Source organism: Alkalihalobacterium alkalinitrilicum (assembly GCF_002019605.1).
Taxonomy (GTDB): Bacteria; Bacillota; Bacilli; order Bacillales; family Bacillaceae_F; genus Alkalihalobacterium; species Alkalihalobacterium alkalinitrilicum.
The window spans coordinates 3,182,837-3,197,997 of record NZ_KV917368.1; the positions used below are offsets into that span (position 1 = coordinate 3,182,837).

At 40.4% G+C, this 15,161-nt stretch carries 12 protein-coding genes and 2 rRNA genes; 3 read left to right on the forward strand and 11 right to left on the reverse strand.

Annotated elements, in window-relative coordinates; genetic code table 11:
- Positions 1-284: 284 nt before the first annotated feature.
- From BK574_RS15420 to BK574_RS15435, 4 genes are all read right to left on the reverse strand, one after another.
- Positions 285-3,216 (reverse strand): 23S ribosomal RNA (locus tag BK574_RS15420).
- A 645-nt stretch (positions 3,217-3,861) separates the two neighbouring features.
- Positions 3,862-5,414: ribosomal RNA gene (locus tag BK574_RS15425) — 16S ribosomal RNA — on the reverse strand.
- Together the 16S and 23S rRNA genes form the textbook arrangement of a ribosomal RNA operon.
- Before the next feature lie 302 nt (positions 5,415-5,716).
- Complete coding sequence (locus BK574_RS15430) at positions 5,717-6,328, reverse strand: YitT family protein (protein WP_075389362.1); 612 nt, start codon at positions 6,326-6,328, stop codon at positions 5,717-5,719.
- Entirely contained in the window at positions 6,325-6,711 is a 387-nt protein-coding gene (locus BK574_RS15435; protein WP_075389363.1) for an OsmC family protein, read from the reverse strand. Before BK574_RS15435 ends, BK574_RS15430 begins: the two co-directional genes overlap by 4 nt.
- A 178-nt stretch (positions 6,712-6,889) precedes the next feature.
- Between BK574_RS15435 and BK574_RS15440 the strand changes: the two genes are divergently transcribed.
- Positions 6,890-8,095, forward strand: coding sequence for an MFS transporter (locus BK574_RS15440; protein WP_078429211.1), 1,206 nt, complete (start codon positions 6,890-6,892; stop codon positions 8,093-8,095).
- 35 nt (positions 8,096-8,130) lie between these two features.
- On the opposite strand, the gene BK574_RS15445 is transcribed toward BK574_RS15440, so the two are convergent.
- The 6 genes from BK574_RS15445 to BK574_RS15465 form a co-directional block, all read right to left on the reverse strand.
- Positions 8,131-8,907 (reverse strand): VLRF1 family aeRF1-type release factor, encoded by a 777-nt coding sequence (locus tag BK574_RS15445; protein WP_078429212.1) that lies wholly within the window; start codon positions 8,905-8,907, stop codon positions 8,131-8,133.
- 928 nt (positions 8,908-9,835) lie between these two features.
- Positions 9,836-10,210, reverse strand: a complete 375-nt coding sequence (locus BK574_RS15450; protein ID WP_075389366.1) for a YtxH domain-containing protein — start codon at positions 10,208-10,210, stop codon at positions 9,836-9,838.
- A gap of 90 nt (positions 10,211-10,300) precedes the next feature.
- Positions 10,301-11,272 (reverse strand): MBL fold metallo-hydrolase, encoded by a 972-nt coding sequence (locus BK574_RS15455; RefSeq protein WP_078429213.1) that lies wholly within the window; start codon positions 11,270-11,272, stop codon positions 10,301-10,303.
- Positions 11,241-12,437, reverse strand: a complete 1,197-nt coding sequence (locus BK574_RS15460) for a CaiB/BaiF CoA transferase family protein (protein WP_075389368.1) — start codon at positions 12,435-12,437, stop codon at positions 11,241-11,243. Before BK574_RS15460 ends, BK574_RS15455 begins: the two co-directional genes overlap by 32 nt.
- Before the next feature lie 192 nt (positions 12,438-12,629).
- The gene (locus BK574_RS27905; RefSeq protein WP_169917351.1) at positions 12,630-12,776 is read right to left on the reverse strand and encodes a hypothetical protein; all 147 of its coding nucleotides are present in this window, start codon (positions 12,774-12,776) and stop codon (positions 12,630-12,632) included.
- A gap of 346 nt (positions 12,777-13,122) precedes the next feature.
- Positions 13,123-13,551, reverse strand: a complete 429-nt coding sequence (locus BK574_RS15465) for a hypothetical protein (protein WP_078429214.1) — start codon at positions 13,549-13,551, stop codon at positions 13,123-13,125.
- Positions 13,552-13,758: 207 nt separating this feature from the next.
- On the opposite strand from BK574_RS15465, the gene BK574_RS15470 reads away from it, so the two are divergent.
- Both BK574_RS15470 and BK574_RS15475 read left to right on the forward strand, forming a co-directional pair.
- On the forward strand, positions 13,759-13,923 hold the full coding sequence (locus tag BK574_RS15470; protein WP_075389370.1) for an FbpB family small basic protein: 165 nt from the start codon (positions 13,759-13,761) through the stop codon (positions 13,921-13,923).
- 251 nt (positions 13,924-14,174) lie between these two features.
- Positions 14,175-14,690, forward strand: a complete 516-nt coding sequence (locus BK574_RS15475) for a nucleotidyltransferase family protein (protein WP_078430883.1) — start codon at positions 14,175-14,177, stop codon at positions 14,688-14,690.
- 140 nt (positions 14,691-14,830) lie between these two features.
- Here the strand turns inward: BK574_RS15475 and BK574_RS15480 are convergent, their stop codons facing one another.
- Positions 14,831-15,160, reverse strand: coding sequence for an SCP2 sterol-binding domain-containing protein (locus tag BK574_RS15480; protein ID WP_078429215.1), 330 nt, complete (start codon positions 15,158-15,160; stop codon positions 14,831-14,833).
- Between the last annotated feature and the right edge of the window lies 1 nt (position 15,161).

The window sequence follows — 15,161 nt, forward strand, 5'->3', positions numbered from 1 at the left end:
TATTAGGATTTTTGATAAGCTGCGAATTTCTTCGTCAGTTTCAATTCTTGCGGTGCTCCGACGTACAGGATGTACTAGTGCCGACGTTGTCACAGGACGTGACGAACTTAGTCGGTTACCTTTCCGATACGCTCCACTCCTCAGAATTTCACTTCCTCGAACTTCTTGCTTCTGAAAATCCTTTTTTAAGTTGTGATAAGCTTCGAAGTGATTCGATGCTTATGATTGAGAGTCATTCTCTCAAAACTGGATAATGTACTAGAAGAATATCAACGCTTTATGTTTTGGATAAGCCCTCGACCGATTAGTATCTCTCAGCTCCACGTGTCACCACGCTTCCACCCGAGACCTATCAACCTCATCATCTCTAAGGGGTCTTACTTACTTAACGTAATGGGAAATCTCATCTTGAGGGGGGCTTCACGCTTAGATGCTTTCAGCGCTTATCCCGTCCACACGTAGCTACCCAGCTATGCTCCTGGCGGAACAACTGGTACACCAGCGGTGTGTCCATCCCGGTCCTCTCGTACTAAGGACAGCTCCTCTCAAATTTCCTACGCCCACGACGGATAGGGACCGAACTGTCTCACGACGTTCTGAACCCAGCTCGCGTACCGCTTTAATGGGCGAACAGCCCAACCCTTGGGACCTACTTCAGCCCCAGGATGCGATGAGCCGACATCGAGGTGCCAAACCTCCCCGTCGATGTGGACTCTTGGGGGAGATAAGCCTGTTATCCCCAGGGTAGCTTTTATCCGTTGAGCGATGGCCCTTCCATGCGGAACCACCGGATCACTAAGCCCGACTTTCGTCCCTGCTCGACTTGTAGGTCTCGCAGTCAAGCTCCCTTATGCCTTTGCACTCTACGAATGATTTCCAACCATTCTGAGGGAACCTTTGGGCGCCTCCGTTACTGTTTAGGAGGCGACCGCCCCAGTCAAACTGCCCACCTGACACTGTCCCTGAACCGGATCACGGTTCGAGGTTAGAACTTCAATACAGCCAGGGTAGTATCCCACCGACGCCTCCACGTAAGCTGGCGCTCACGCTTCCAAGGCTCCTACCTATCCTGTACAAGCTGTACCAAAATCCAATATCAAGCTACAGTAAAGCTCCATGGGGTCTTTCCGTCCTGTCGCGGGTAACCTGCATCTTCACAGGTAATATAATTTCACCGGGTCTCTCGTTGAGACAGTGTCCAAGTCGTTACACCATTCGTGCGGGTCGGAACTTACCCGACAAGGAATTTCGCTACCTTAGGACCGTTATAGTTACGGCCGCCGTTTACTGGGGCTTCGGTTCACAGCTTCGGCTTGCGCCTAACCACTCCCCTTAACCTTCCAGCACCGGGCAGGTGTCAGCCCCTATACTTCGCCTTGCGGCTTCGCAGAGACCTGTGTTTTTGCTAAACAGTCGCTTGGACCTATTCACTGCGGCTCTCTCGGGCATACACCCTAACAGAGCACCCCTTCTCCCGAAGTTACGGGGTCATTTTGCCGAGTTCCTTAACGAGAGTTCTCCCGAGCGTCTTAGAATTCTCTTCCCGCCTACCTGTGTCGGTTTGCGGTACGGGCACCTCTCACCTCGCTAGAGGCTTTTCTTGGCAGTGTAGGATCAGGAACTTCGGTACTTAATTTCCCTCGCTATCACAGCTCAGCCTTTATGGTAAGCGGATTTGCCTACTTACCAGCCTAACTGCTTAGACGCGCATCCATCAGCGCGCTTACCCTACCTTACTGCGTCCCCCCATTGCTCAAACGGTGAGGAGGTGGTACAGGAATTTCAACCTGTTGTCCATCGCCTACGCCTTTCGGCCTCGGCTTAGGTCCCGACTTACCCTGAGCGGACGAGCCTTCCTCAGGAAACCTTAGGCTTTCGACGGAGGGGATTCTCACCCCTCTTTTCGCTACTCATACCGGCATTCTCACTTCTAAGCGCTCCACCAGTCCTTCCGGTCTGACTTCGCTGCACTTAGAACGCTCCCCTACCCCTGTCCGTAAGGACAAGCCGTAGCTTCGGTGATACGTTTAGCCCCGGTACATTTTCGGCGCAGAGTCACTCGACCAGTGAGCTATTACGCACTCTTTAAATGGTGGCTGCTTCTAAGCCAACATCCTGGTTGTCTGGGCAACTCCACATCCTTTACCACTTAACGTATACTTGGGGACCTTAGCTGACGGTCTGGGCTGTTTCCCTCTTGACTACGGATCTTAGCACTCGCAGTCTGACTCCCGAGGATAAGTATTTGGCATTCGGAGTTTGACTGAGTTCGGTAATCCTGTGGGGACCCCTAGCCCAATCAGTGCTCTACCTCCAATACTCTTCCCTCGAGGCTAGCCCTAAAGCTATTTCGGGGAGAACCAGCTATTTCCGAGTTCGATTGGCATTTCACCCCTACCCACACCTCATCCCCGCATTTTTCAACATGCGTGGGTTCGGGCCTCCATTCAGTGTTACCTGAACTTCACCCTGGACATGGGTAGATCACACGGTTTCGGGTCTACGACCACGTACTTATTCGCCCTATTCAGACTCGCTTTCGCTGCGGCTCCGCCTTATCAGCTTAACCTTGCACGGGATCGTAACTCGCCGGTTCATTCTACAAAAGGCACGCCATCACCCGTAAATGGGCTCTGACTACTTGTAGGCACACGGTTTCAGGATCTCTTTCACTCCCCTTCCGGGGTGCTTTTCACCTTTCCCTCACGGTACTGGTTCACTATCGGTCACTAGGGAGTATTTAGCCTTGGGAGATGGTCCTCCCTGCTTCCGACGGGGTTTCACGTGTCCCGCCGTACTCAGGATCCGTCTCGGAGAGACGATCATTTTGGCTACAGGGTTGTTACCTTCTCTGACGGGTCTTTCCAGACCGCTTCGCCTATGATCGTCTTTTCTTACTCCATGTGAGACGTCCTACAACCCCAAGAGGCAAGCCTCTTGGTTTGGGCTAATTCCGTTTCGCTCGCCGCTACTCAGGAAATCGCATTTGCTTTCTCTTCCTCTGGGTACTTAGATGTTTCAGTTCCCCAGGTCTGCCTCCTCATACCCTATGTATTCAGGTATGGGTACCATCCCATTACGGATGGTGGGTTCCCCCATTCGGATATCCCCGGATCAAAGCTTACTTACAGCTCCCCGAGGCATTTCGCTGTTCGTCGCGTCCTTCTTCGGCTCCTAGTGCCAAGGCATTCACCGTGCGCCCTTTCTAGCTTAACCTACGTTTTAAAATAAGCTGCGAATTTCTTCGTCAGTTTTGTCCTTCCGGTACTCACGTATGTTAGATACGATCCGTTCCTCAGGACTTCACTTCCTCGAACTTCTTGTTTCTTTTAAAACTTCTAAAGTTTATCAAAAAACTTAAATAACTATAAAGGTTGTTGAATTCTTGACGACTCAAGTTACTCTTGGTTACACAAAGTGCAACCCAGTGAAATCTTGATGTCATTTCTAGTCATTATCCAGTTTTCAAAGAACGCATTAGACAAATAATAAGCGGCGAATTTCTTCGTCAATTTTGCCCTTGCGGTACTCACGTATTATAGATACGATCCGTTTCCTCAGGACTTCATTTCCTTGAACTTCTTGCTTCTAATTTGTCTTTTAAATTGAAAGAACTAAATCGAATTAAAAGATTAAATTCTTTCAAAACTGAACAAGGCTACTGTCTTGAATCACACCTTGAACAATCATCTTAGATATAACTTCATGCAGCCTTGCATCGAGGAAGCTTACTTCGAAGCGTTACTCGTAGACGCAGATGCAAAAAGCTAATAGAGAGTTTTGAGTTCTCTCAAAACTGAACAAAAAAGACCAAAGCGTACATACTCGAAGTATGCATCGACTAGAGTAAATACTCCATAGAAAGGAGGTGATCCAGCCGCACCTTCCGATACGGCTACCTTGTGACGACTTCACCCCAATCATCTGTCCCACCTTAGGCGGCTGGCTCCAAACGGTTCCCCCACCGACTTCGGGTGTTACAAACTCTCGTGGTGTGACGGGCGGTGTGTACAAGGCCCGGGAACGTATTCACCGCGGCATGCTGATCCGCGATTACTAGCGATTCCGGCTTCATGTAGGCGAGTTGCAGCCTACAATCCGAACTGTGAATGGTTTTATGGGATTGGCTCGACCTCGCGGTTTCGCTGCCCTTTGTACCATCCATTGTAGCACGTGTGTAGCCCAGGTCATAAGGGGCATGATGATTTGACGTCATCCCCACCTTCCTCCGGTTTGTCACCGGCAGTCACCTTAGAGTGCCCAACTAAATGCTGGCAACTAAGATCAAGGGTTGCGCTCGTTGCGGGACTTAACCCAACATCTCACGACACGAGCTGACGACAACCATGCACCACCTGTCACCTTGTCCCCCGAAGGGGAACGCTCTGTCTCCAGAGGTGTCAAGGGATGCCAAGACCTGGTAAGGTTCTTCGCGTTGCTTCGAATTAAACCACATGCTCCACCGCTTGTGCGGGCCCCCGTCAATTCCTTTGAGTTTCAGCCTTGCGGCCGTACTCCCCAGGCGGAGTGCTTAATGTGTTAACTTCGGCACTAAGGGCATCGAAACCCCTAACACCTAGCACTCATCGTTTACGGCGTGGACTACCAGGGTATCTAATCCTGTTTGCTCCCCACGCTTTCGCGCCTCAGCGTCAGTTACAGACCAGAGAGTCGCCTTCGCCACTGGTGTTCCTCCACATCTCTACGCATTTCACCGCTACACGTGGAATTCCACTCTCCTCTTCTGTACTCAAGTCTTCCAGGTTCCAATGACCCTCCACGGTTGAGCCGTGGGCTTTCACATCAGACTTAAAAGCCCGCCTGCGCGCGCTTTACGCCCAATAATTCCGGACAACGCTTGCCACCTACGTATTACCGCGGCTGCTGGCACGTAGTTAGCCGTGGCTTTCTGGTTAGGTACCGTCAAGGTACCGCCCTATTCGAACGGTACTTGTTCTTCCCTAACAACAGAGCTTTACGACCCGAAGGCCTTCATCACTCAGGCGGCGATGCTCCGTCAGACTTTCGTCCATTTCGGAAGATTCCCTACTGCTGCCTCCCGTAGGAGTCTGGGCCGTGTCTCAGTCCCAGTGTGGCCGATCCCCCTCTCCGGTCGGCTACGCATCGTCGCCTTGGTGAGCCATTACCTCACCAACTAGCTAATGCGCCGCGGGCCCATCCCGTAGTGTTAGGTAAACCCAACTTTTACAACAACACCATGTGGTGTCATTGATTATCCGGTATTAGCTCCGGTTTCCCGAAGTTATCCCAGTCTACAGGGCAGGTTGCCCACGTGTTACTCACCCGTCCGCCGCTAACCTTTCAAGAGCAAGCTCTTGAAAGGTCCGCTCGACTTGCATGTATTAGGCACGCCGCCAGCGTTCGTCCTGAGCCAGGATCAAACTCTCCAATAAATTGAAAATAGCTTGATATAAGCTCATTGTCACAAACGTGACGTTTTTAAAACATTGACGAGATATCATGTATCTCTTTATTTCGCTTGGCTTTTTGTTCAGTTTTCAAAGAACTTTTTTAACTGCCGTTTCAGCAGCGACAAGATTTATCTTACCAAATCCTGAATTCAAAATCAAGTCTTTTTTAAAACTTTTTTTGAACTGAATTTGGAAGTCGTTATTGCGTTGGCGACAAAAGTTATTATATGACGAATCGACTGAACCGTCAACTATAAATTATAGAAAAATAATTTTATCGTCAATTACTTAGAAACAGCAGTTTGTCCATTCATTAAATTATGATGAAGCAACTTATAAAAAAGGTCAATAATCTTTGATGAAATATATTGAGTTATAAGAGCGTAGAGTAATATCACCCAATCGATTGTAACTGCCAGTGATAAAAAAATAACCGAATTAAAAATAAACAGCAATTTTCCTGGCATTAAATTTAACTGTTTATGAAGCACATGCACAATAATAGCTACCCCACCTGACGAAGCACCACTAATGAACAAAAGACTGACTCCAAAACCAAAAAGAAACGCACCCAACATCATATCTATATAAACATAGGATATAGGATCATTCACAGAAGCACTAACTAAGCTTATCGTTATTGAAGTTATCGTTACAGAATACAATGTTTTTACTACACTAAAAAAACCGATCCATTTAAAAGCAACCGAAAGTAAAAGAAAGTTGAATATCCATAATGACAACTCATATCTAATAGAAAAAAGATGTTCCAACAATATAGCGATGCCCGCAGCACCACCTGATGGAATTGCATGAGGAAATAAAAAAAGGGACATCGCTAATCCTTGTAGTAAAGATCCAACGGTTAAAGATATCCCAACTGTACATTTATTCACCCTTCTACTATTTCAAACGATTCAGTAATTTCAATGCTATCTTTTACCGACTGAACCATAGAACAATTCTTTTTAGTTACAACTAACGACTTTTCAATTTTCTCTTCACTTAGGTTAGACCCTATAATCGTAAAATGCATGTGTATCTTTTGAATTTCTTGTGCTCCCTCAGGGTTTCTCGTAACTTCAGCAGATACTTTAATATCTTTATATTCAAGTCTCTTTTTCGCCAATACTTTGCGTAATACCCCTCCACTGCAGACTGCAACTGAAGATACTAATAGTTGGTACGGTCTAAAACCAAACTCCTCATTACCTGAAACATGTAGAGTTCCATATTCAAAGTCTGCTTTGAAACCATTTTCCTTCATTGTAAATTCCATTCAAACACTTCCTTCATCTTTATTATTTATATTTTACAAAGGTTTAAACAATACGTCATCCATTATGCAAAAAAAATTTAATTCTACTTTAAAATAATTTCCTTGAATATCTATTACTAGACATTACAATATGTATGTTAGATATGTATTTCAACTTCAATATTTACGGAGGACGATAATGAGTTCAGGCATTGAAATTAAACAAAATAATCCTAGCTACCGTTTTTCAGTATTACTCCTCTTGGTTTTAATTGCTGGATTTTCACAAGGTATGTTACTCCCCTTATTAGCAATCATGCTAGAACAAGCAGGGACTTCTTCATCATTAAATGGTTTAAATGCTGCAGCTTTGTATATTGGTATACTTTTAGCCTCTCCATTTATTGAGAAACCTGTTCGTAAGTATGGATACAAACCTGTAATTACAGTTGGGCTTATATTAATTATTTTATCTTTATTATTATTTCCTTTTTGGCAAGTCTTTTGGTTTTGGTTTATTTTACGGATGATCGTCGGAATAGGGGATAATATGGTCCATTTCGCAACACAAGTATGGATTACATCCACAAGTCACAGAACCAAAAGAGGAAGAAACATTTCCTTATACGGGTTAGCCTTTGGGTTCGGTTTTAGTGCTGGCCCCTTTATGACAAGATTATTATCTATTAATGAGTTTTTACCGTTTATTATCGCTGGACTCTTTAGCTTATTTTCTTATGGTTTTGTATTGTTTTTAAGAAATGAGTGGCCTGAAAGTGATATAGAAACAGCAAAACAAACAGGAACACTAGATAGATATAAGCAAGTCATTAAGTTAGCCTGGTTTGCATTATTGCCAGGGTTTTGTTATGGGTTTCTTGAAGCATCCATTCACGGAAACTACCCTGTATACGCACTCCGTTCTGGAATTACAATTGAGTGGGTTTCGATTCTTCTACCTGCTTTTGTAGTTGGTGGACTTATTACCCAATTACCTCTTGGCTTATTAAGTGATAAATGGGGGAGAAAAAAAATTCTACTTACTGTTACCTTTTTAGGGTCAATGTCTTTTTTCAGTATGATCTTTGTTGAACAATCATATCCCGTACTTCTAGTAATTTTTACGTTAGCGGGTGCACTGGTTGGTTCTTTATATTCGCTTGGCGTCATGTATTTGGCCGATTTACTCCCCAAAAATTTATTGCCAACAGGCAATGTTATGACAGCAGTAAGCTTTGGGTTAGGGAGTATTTTAGGACCATTAACTGGAGGTATTTTAATAGATCTTATGGATCGGGGAAGTATTTATTTTGCCGTTGGGGGAATTTTATTGATTATCTTTATTTTAGGAATTATTTATAAAGAAGCTGAACCTACATCTATTAAAACAGCAGCAACCGCATAACAAAGAGGCTGACTATCATAAGTCAGCCTCTTATGTTATCCGATTACTTCTCCAACGACCTTATGACTTGGTAACGATGATAAATTTTTGGGAACAACTTTAATGATTTTTGTTTGTAAGTATTTACCTAATTCTTTTGCTAAATCTTGTGAACCCACAATATAAACTCCCACCCATTGACATTCCCGCGATTTTCGATCAATTAACGGGGCAAGTCTTCTTAGCCAACGTTGTTGATTCACTTCTATTCGTTCTTGATACTGATCTTTGTGATTAGCACTTGATGCTATTCGTTCTGCCGTTGCTACTCCTTCGTATTTTCTCCAATTGTCACTTTCTACATTTAACGTATAACGTATTTCTTCATTCACTTCACCAAGCCGCGTATCCAAAGCAAGCAAATCGGTTTGTTGAAGTAATAACACTCCACTCGCTGGATATTGTTGTTGGATACGTTCTAACTGTTCAATTTCTGGATGTTTTTCCCAACAAAAACTATTTTCAACTGAAAGTTGCAAATGATGAAATTCCCATATATTCGCATCTAGTGACGCATATACAACAACAGCCTTTAACATGTCATGCTGACTTTCCAATAGCTGTTTTTCAACTTTCTTTTTTACATTACGGTAATTCTTTAATTCCTCATTGTCTTTCCTTGCTTTTACATACTGTTCTAACTTTTTCAATCCATTTTTCAACTGTAATTTCCAATCGTCTTGACCACTGCGAAGTGTGTTTAGATAAATGGTTAATACTCCCTTGTCACAATGGGATTCCCTTAATTCATCTAAGCGTTTTGAAAAAACCAATAAAATCATTCCCCCTTTAGGACAAGATATAACACTATTACCATATATATTCATTGTTAAACAAAAAAAAGAAGCACTTTTTAGTGCTTCTCAGAAATTTAGTGATAACCATTGGATTTATTTGCTGAACTACTTGTCTTATGATTATTGGAGTGCTTATGGCTCGTATTGTTTTTATTTTTATGGTTATGCTTTTTATTACTCATTTCAATCACCTCTCCAATTAGTAGAAGAAGGCGACCAACGTTAGTGGCCACCTTCTTTTCCAAGTTCCACATTGTTCATTTCAAAAAATTACATTCTGGGGTCGTAACGATTTTTGTCTTTCACAGACACCTCTTTCAACGAATTTGTATTTAACAAATTACACTTTCGGCATAATTGTTCAACGCAATTCACCTCTTGAGGTATTTACTGACAAAATGTTATTACCGTAATTTTAATCATTGATGTGGACTTGTTGGTTGAGGATAGCTAACCGCCGTCCTCGTTTATTATGATGTCCCGCTTATCAAAAAGTATGTACGTTTTTTATATTTTTTTTATTTCCCTCATCAGAAAAGATTATCTCACTATAAGATGAAGATTTCTCCTAAAAAATAACGTTTTATAAACCATTAAAAAGAAGAAAAAGAAAAGGTGACCACCGTTAAAGGGTCACCTTTTCCTCAAGTGCCTCACCATTCATTCAACTGCTTCTGGGGTCGTAACGATATTTGTTTTTCGGTAACACCTCTTTCAATGAAATCGCCTAACAATTTACATTTCTGCATAATTGTACAATGCAACCACCTCTTGAGGTTCTGATCAACAATCGTTATTTCCTTCAGCTTGATGGTGAAAACTTATTTCGAGGAAAGTTATTGCCTTCCTCCTCCATTATATTGTCTCAATTTCAAAAAGATATACTAAATTATTTTAAAAAAAATTAAATTCCTTCAAAAGGGTCTTCTTTGTTTGGTTCCTTTATTTTTTTAATATCTTCAACGACGTCCTTTGCGGCATTAATAACTTCCATGGAGCTTGTTTTAATATGCTGTGCACTTTCAGATATTTGTTTTACATCATCACTAACAGATCGAATTGCATCAGAAATTTGCGTACTAGTATCTTTAATTTTTCCAAATATCTCTTCGCGATTTTCCTTGATATAGGTTGTTGCATCTTGAGCTGCATGTTTCATTTCTTCCGCCCCCTTCACGATTTTCTTTCTCGTTTTAGGGTACGATAATAACGCAGTTACAACTACCGCGCTACCAATAATAAGCCCTTTACAAACAGAATTGCACTGTTTTTGTTCCATTGGTGTCCCTCCTCTGGAAATACTTTCTTTGTTCTAGTTTAACAATAATTCTACAAGGAAAAAAGGACAACATACTGAATGAACAACCAGTCAGGTTGCTTTGTAAAAAATAAACCCATCTTTATTTTCACATGTCACTTGTCCAGTCCACTCAAGTAAGTCTAAATGACCTAACGTTTCAGAAAACGTTAAATCAGGTTGCTTTTTATACACTTTTGGAAAAAGACGTTGAGTAATTTGATCGCATGATAAAGTGTCCTTTCCAATAAGTTGTTTTATATGCGCAGCTCGTTGATCTTGTTCTTTAACTCGCTCATCGACTAGATAAGGAATATCAACAATAGGCTCCCCGTGTCCAGGGTAAGCAATGTTTAATTTATAGTCTTTCAACATCATAAGTGAGTCTCGGTACTGTAATAATGACTTCGATCGCTCTTTTTGTTCTCCATATGGGGCCTCAATGATCGCATTAGATGAGATATGTTTTATAAGGTGATCTCCAGAAATGGACATTTGTTCACCTTCATTTATTAACATAATGTGAGATTGAGCATGTCCTGGCGTTTCAAGGACCTTCCATCCATTTAGGCCTGGAATACGGTCTCCACTTTGGACCACCTGATGAACCACAGCTTTACACGTAAACTGAAGGAAGGACATATTGCGAATGGATATGTCCTGTATTATTTTCGCGTTCATTCCGTGTTCAGTGAATAATTTCTCGAGAAACTCACTTGTTCTTTTTATAAAGGAAACATCTTGTTCAATCCAAGGTTTCACTTTACGATGGCCTGTAAGGTTCGCATTCGGAAATCGGTCAAGTAAACCAACATGATCAGGGTGGTGATGTGTAATAACAATTTGATCAATGTCATTTGCTGAATACCCTCGTACCTTTAACTCATCGCTTAATAAATGCCATCCTTCTTCTGTTTTCGGTCCAGTATCCACAAGGGTCAATGCTTCATGGCCTTCAATTAGATACACATTAACAGGGCCAACCAAAAAAGGCGTCGGCAGCGTAATTGTACTAACCTTTTGCTTGTATTTCGTATACGCCATGACTAACTCCTTTGGTTTTAACCACTTTTTTTGTTGTTAATGTAGCAATTTGTTCCTGATCATATTGTAAAACTTCCGCTAATACAGCTTCTGTATGTTCTCCTAATTCTGGAGATGGGTATAACTCTGCAAATGTTCCCTTTTCTTTATCGTATGTAGTTGCTACTTCAGGGTATCCGTCAAGTGGAGTAAAGATCAAGCGACGTTCTTCAACATATTTTGATGATGTTAATTCACCCGGTTCAAGCACTGGTGCCATACAACAGTCAACTTTTTGTGCGAAGCTCATCCACTCATGCATCGAATACGATAGGAACAGTTCTTTCATTTCACGGTAAATTGGGTTACTGTCTATCGTTTCAGACATATGTGCAGGTACCCACTCATCTTTACCAACAGCATTACAAAAATTAATCCAAAACTTTGGTTCTAATGCTCCTAAACTCATATAACGGTTATCTTTGGTTTTATAAACATGATATGAAATCATCGCACCCGTTAATTCAGCCACACCTTGTTGGCGGCCCTTTTCACTTGCTATTAAAACATGATTATTCATAAGTGATACCATAACATCCGTTAACGATAAATCGATATAGCTACCTTCTTTTTTAATAGACCGTTGAACGAGTGCTGCTAAGATAGCTTCGGATGCTGCCATCCCCCCAGCTAAATCGGCTAAAGTTATGGTTGGATGTACAGGTTCGCCATTTGTATCTTTTAATTGACTAAGCATTCCACTAAGAGCTATATAGTTAATATCATGGCTACCAAAATGACTTAATGCAGTATCTTGTCCATACCCAGTAAGTGAACAGTAAATGATATCTTTATTGTGTTTATTGACTTCTTCGTAGCCTAATCCTAGTCTCTCCATTACACCTGGTCGAAAACTTTCGATAACAACATCAGACTTTTTCATTAAATCAAGAGCAATCTGCTTGCCCTCTTTTTCCTTAAGGTTAAGAGCTATACTCTTCTTGTTACGGTTATTAGCTAAAAAAATTAAACCCGTGCCATCACGTTTATCTCCTAGCGCTCTTGCTGGGTCACCAGACAACGGCTCTACTTTAATAACTTCTGCTCCCATATCACTTAGTCGCAAACTCGCGTAAGGACCCGGTAAATACTGCGAAAAATCTAATATTCGGATTCCATCTAACATATTATTCTCTCCTAGTCTATTACTATTTCTGCATCTCACTTTCAAGAAAAAAGACTGACTTATTAGTGCTCTACACCATAACTTGTGGATAAAGTGCTTCTAACCCCTTTAGCATCTATATCGATAGTTGAGGTGTCTGACACTTACTATAAGTCAGCCTCGAAAGAATTTGTATTCAGTAGTATCGTTTAATTAATTATATACTTCTGTTAAAAATAGATCGGTTTCTAATGGCTCAAATCCATTCTCACTTTTGCGCAACTCACGAATTTCCATCGTCAATCTTTCAATTTTCTTTTCCATTTCTTCCAATACTTTCATCTCGACTGTCACCGTCATAGCTAACTCCCCCTAAATAATAATTTAATGAATATTCTGATAATTAAAGATGTTAATAATTACTTCATGTTGTCTTTTGACAACAATCACATGTCACTTGGGTACGATTATTCTTTTTATCCTGTATCGCTTTAAATCGTTTTAAATTTATGAATATTCTATCAACGTATTTAATGTTTGTAAACCTCTTTTTAAAATGTAATCGCTTACAGATTAAAACTTTTTTTTACCATCTTTTCCCCAGGTTTATCCACAGGTTGTGGATAGTGTGGGTAAGTATCTTTATATCTCTTTAAAAGTTCTAGCTTGTTTGTTTAATATGTGGATAGTTTTGTGGACAACATTTTTATCTGTTTTTTTGATCTAAATATACAAGAACATCTTGTACCCATTTCTCTTTCACTAGAATATTTTCAACGACCCGTCGAAACGAATTCACTGTTACTTCCCTATATAATCTTGATAAAAGGTTTACTCTCCTTTGTTGACGCTCTAATTTTCTTTTAATGCCTTTTTTATATGTCTCTGGTCTTTCAAAAATATCCTGATCAACAGCGACCATTTCTCCTGCTAACTGATAATAAAGCCACTTAAGCTGCTCGTCATTCTCTCTTCTAACTTGAATAATTTGTGCTAACAATTGTTTACTGTCTTCTGTTTCAGCAATGACCATTAAGAAATCAAAAGTTATGACCGCTGTGCTTTCCCTTGTTAAGAGTTGTTTTATTATATTTAGAGATGCATTATTCCTATAAACGTACTGATAATAATTCACTTTCTTCCCCTACTTTCTTTGTTGTTCATCTTTTAAACATATGAGTCAGGAGCTTGCTCTATACGAGAGTGTTAATTCGATAAACTTTTACATATTTCGCCAAATTATATTATTATTCGAAAAATTGTAACAATTTCTTCATACTATTTTTACAAACTACGTTTACAATGAACATATAAAAATATAAATAAAAAGGTATGATGAGAGATGAGAAAACATGCACCATCATTTGAGGATTTGGTTCTTGAAAACAAAAAACAATTACTTCAAGACCCAGTCGCTTTAAATAAAATTGAAAAAAGAATTGAAGAACGAAAAGCAAAAGAATTCGAAAGCTTAACCATTGTGGAAAAAAATAAAAAAAGAGCATAAAATTACTCTGTTCAAAGCAAGTACATGTCTATATTAGTGAGAGAACTCAAAAAAAAGCTAGAAGATCCTTAAGTAGTTCCGTTTTTGTGGAGAAACATTAGAAATAAGGTTCGAATTAGCATATCAATTAGCATACAAATTGATATGCTTTTTTCGGTGATATAAATTTATATAATTATTCTATTAAAAAGGGGTTTAAATAGGTGTTAAATGAGGATGAAATCATTACTCTTATAGAAGAAGATGAATGGATGATGGAAATATTAAAAACTGCTAGATCATTAAACTTACCCGATTGGTGGATTTGTGCAGGCTTTATTAGGTCAAAAATTTGGGATGTTTTACATGGATTTAGTAAAAGGACAACGATTCCAGATATTGATGTAATCTATTTTGATACAACAAAACTTAATGAATTAGAAGAAAAGAAGGTAGAAGAAAAACTCAAATCTCTTTTACCGAATTTTCCTTGGTCTGTTAAGAATGAAGCTAGAATGCACCTTAGAAATAATGTTGAACCTTACTTTTCTTCTGTTGATGCAATTTCAAAGTTTCCAGAAACAGCAACAGCATTAGGAGCAAAGTTAGATGAAAGAGGCAAGGTTTTTTTAACTGCTCCTTGTGGAATTAGTGATGTTGTCAATTTAGTAGTTAAACCGACGCCGTATTTTATGGAAAACAAAAACCTTGCATCTATCTACAATGAGCGTATCCTTAAAAAAAATTGGAAAGCTACATGGGATAAGGTAAGCGTTCATAAAATATAAGTAAATAGAGGGGTATATGTTCTCAGCGCTCGGATTGATAACCAAGCGTTTTTTTGCGTATCTAAATAATAGGGTACTTCAACATAACTATTGTTCCATTTGAAATATTTATGGTCTTTTCAGCACCTTACTGTTTTATGTTATTGATAGTTCTTTAACACATTTTGAAGTTTTAACGCTAAGCCCACGTCACCTTTGATTTTTAACTTTCCACCCATAAAAGCCATCGTTGGATTTAGTTTTCCTTCCACCAATTTTAAAAAATTAGAATCGGCTAACGCAAGAGTGCATTTTGGCTCAAAGACCTCTCCGACAACATATTCTACGTGCCCGTTTTCAAATTTAATTTGGTACGTCCCTTCATCTTCACCAGTCAAATCAAATTGATATGTTGTTTGTAGACTTTGAATTCCTTCAGGTTCATTGTTCATTTTCTCCTGTAATTTCTCTAACGTTTCTTTTACCGCCATT

Coding starts and splice junctions, on each gene's coding strand:
- BK574_RS15470 (WP_075389370.1), top strand. CDS start 13,759: ATGAGAAAACATGCACCATCATTTGAGGATTTGGTTCTTGAAAACAAA.
- BK574_RS15460 (WP_075389368.1), bottom strand. CDS start 12,437: ATGTTAGATGGAATCCGAATATTAGATTTTTCGCAGTATTTACCGGGT.
- BK574_RS15480 (WP_078429215.1), bottom strand. CDS start 15,160: ATGGCGGTAAAAGAAACGTTAGAGAAATTACAGGAGAAAATGAACAAT.
- BK574_RS15450 (WP_075389366.1), bottom strand. CDS start 10,210: ATGGAACAAAAACAGTGCAATTCTGTTTGTAAAGGGCTTATTATTGGT.
- BK574_RS15455 (WP_078429213.1), bottom strand. CDS start 11,272: ATGGCGTATACGAAATACAAGCAAAAGGTTAGTACAATTACGCTGCCG.
- BK574_RS15435 (WP_075389363.1), bottom strand. CDS start 6,711: ATGGAATTTACAATGAAGGAAAATGGTTTCAAAGCAGACTTTGAATAT.
- BK574_RS27905 (WP_169917351.1), bottom strand. CDS start 12,776: ATGACGGTGACAGTCGAGATGAAAGTATTGGAAGAAATGGAAAAGAAA.
- BK574_RS15440 (WP_078429211.1), top strand. CDS start 6,890: ATGAGTTCAGGCATTGAAATTAAACAAAATAATCCTAGCTACCGTTTT.
- BK574_RS15475 (WP_078430883.1), top strand. CDS start 14,175: ATGATGGAAATATTAAAAACTGCTAGATCATTAAACTTACCCGATTGG.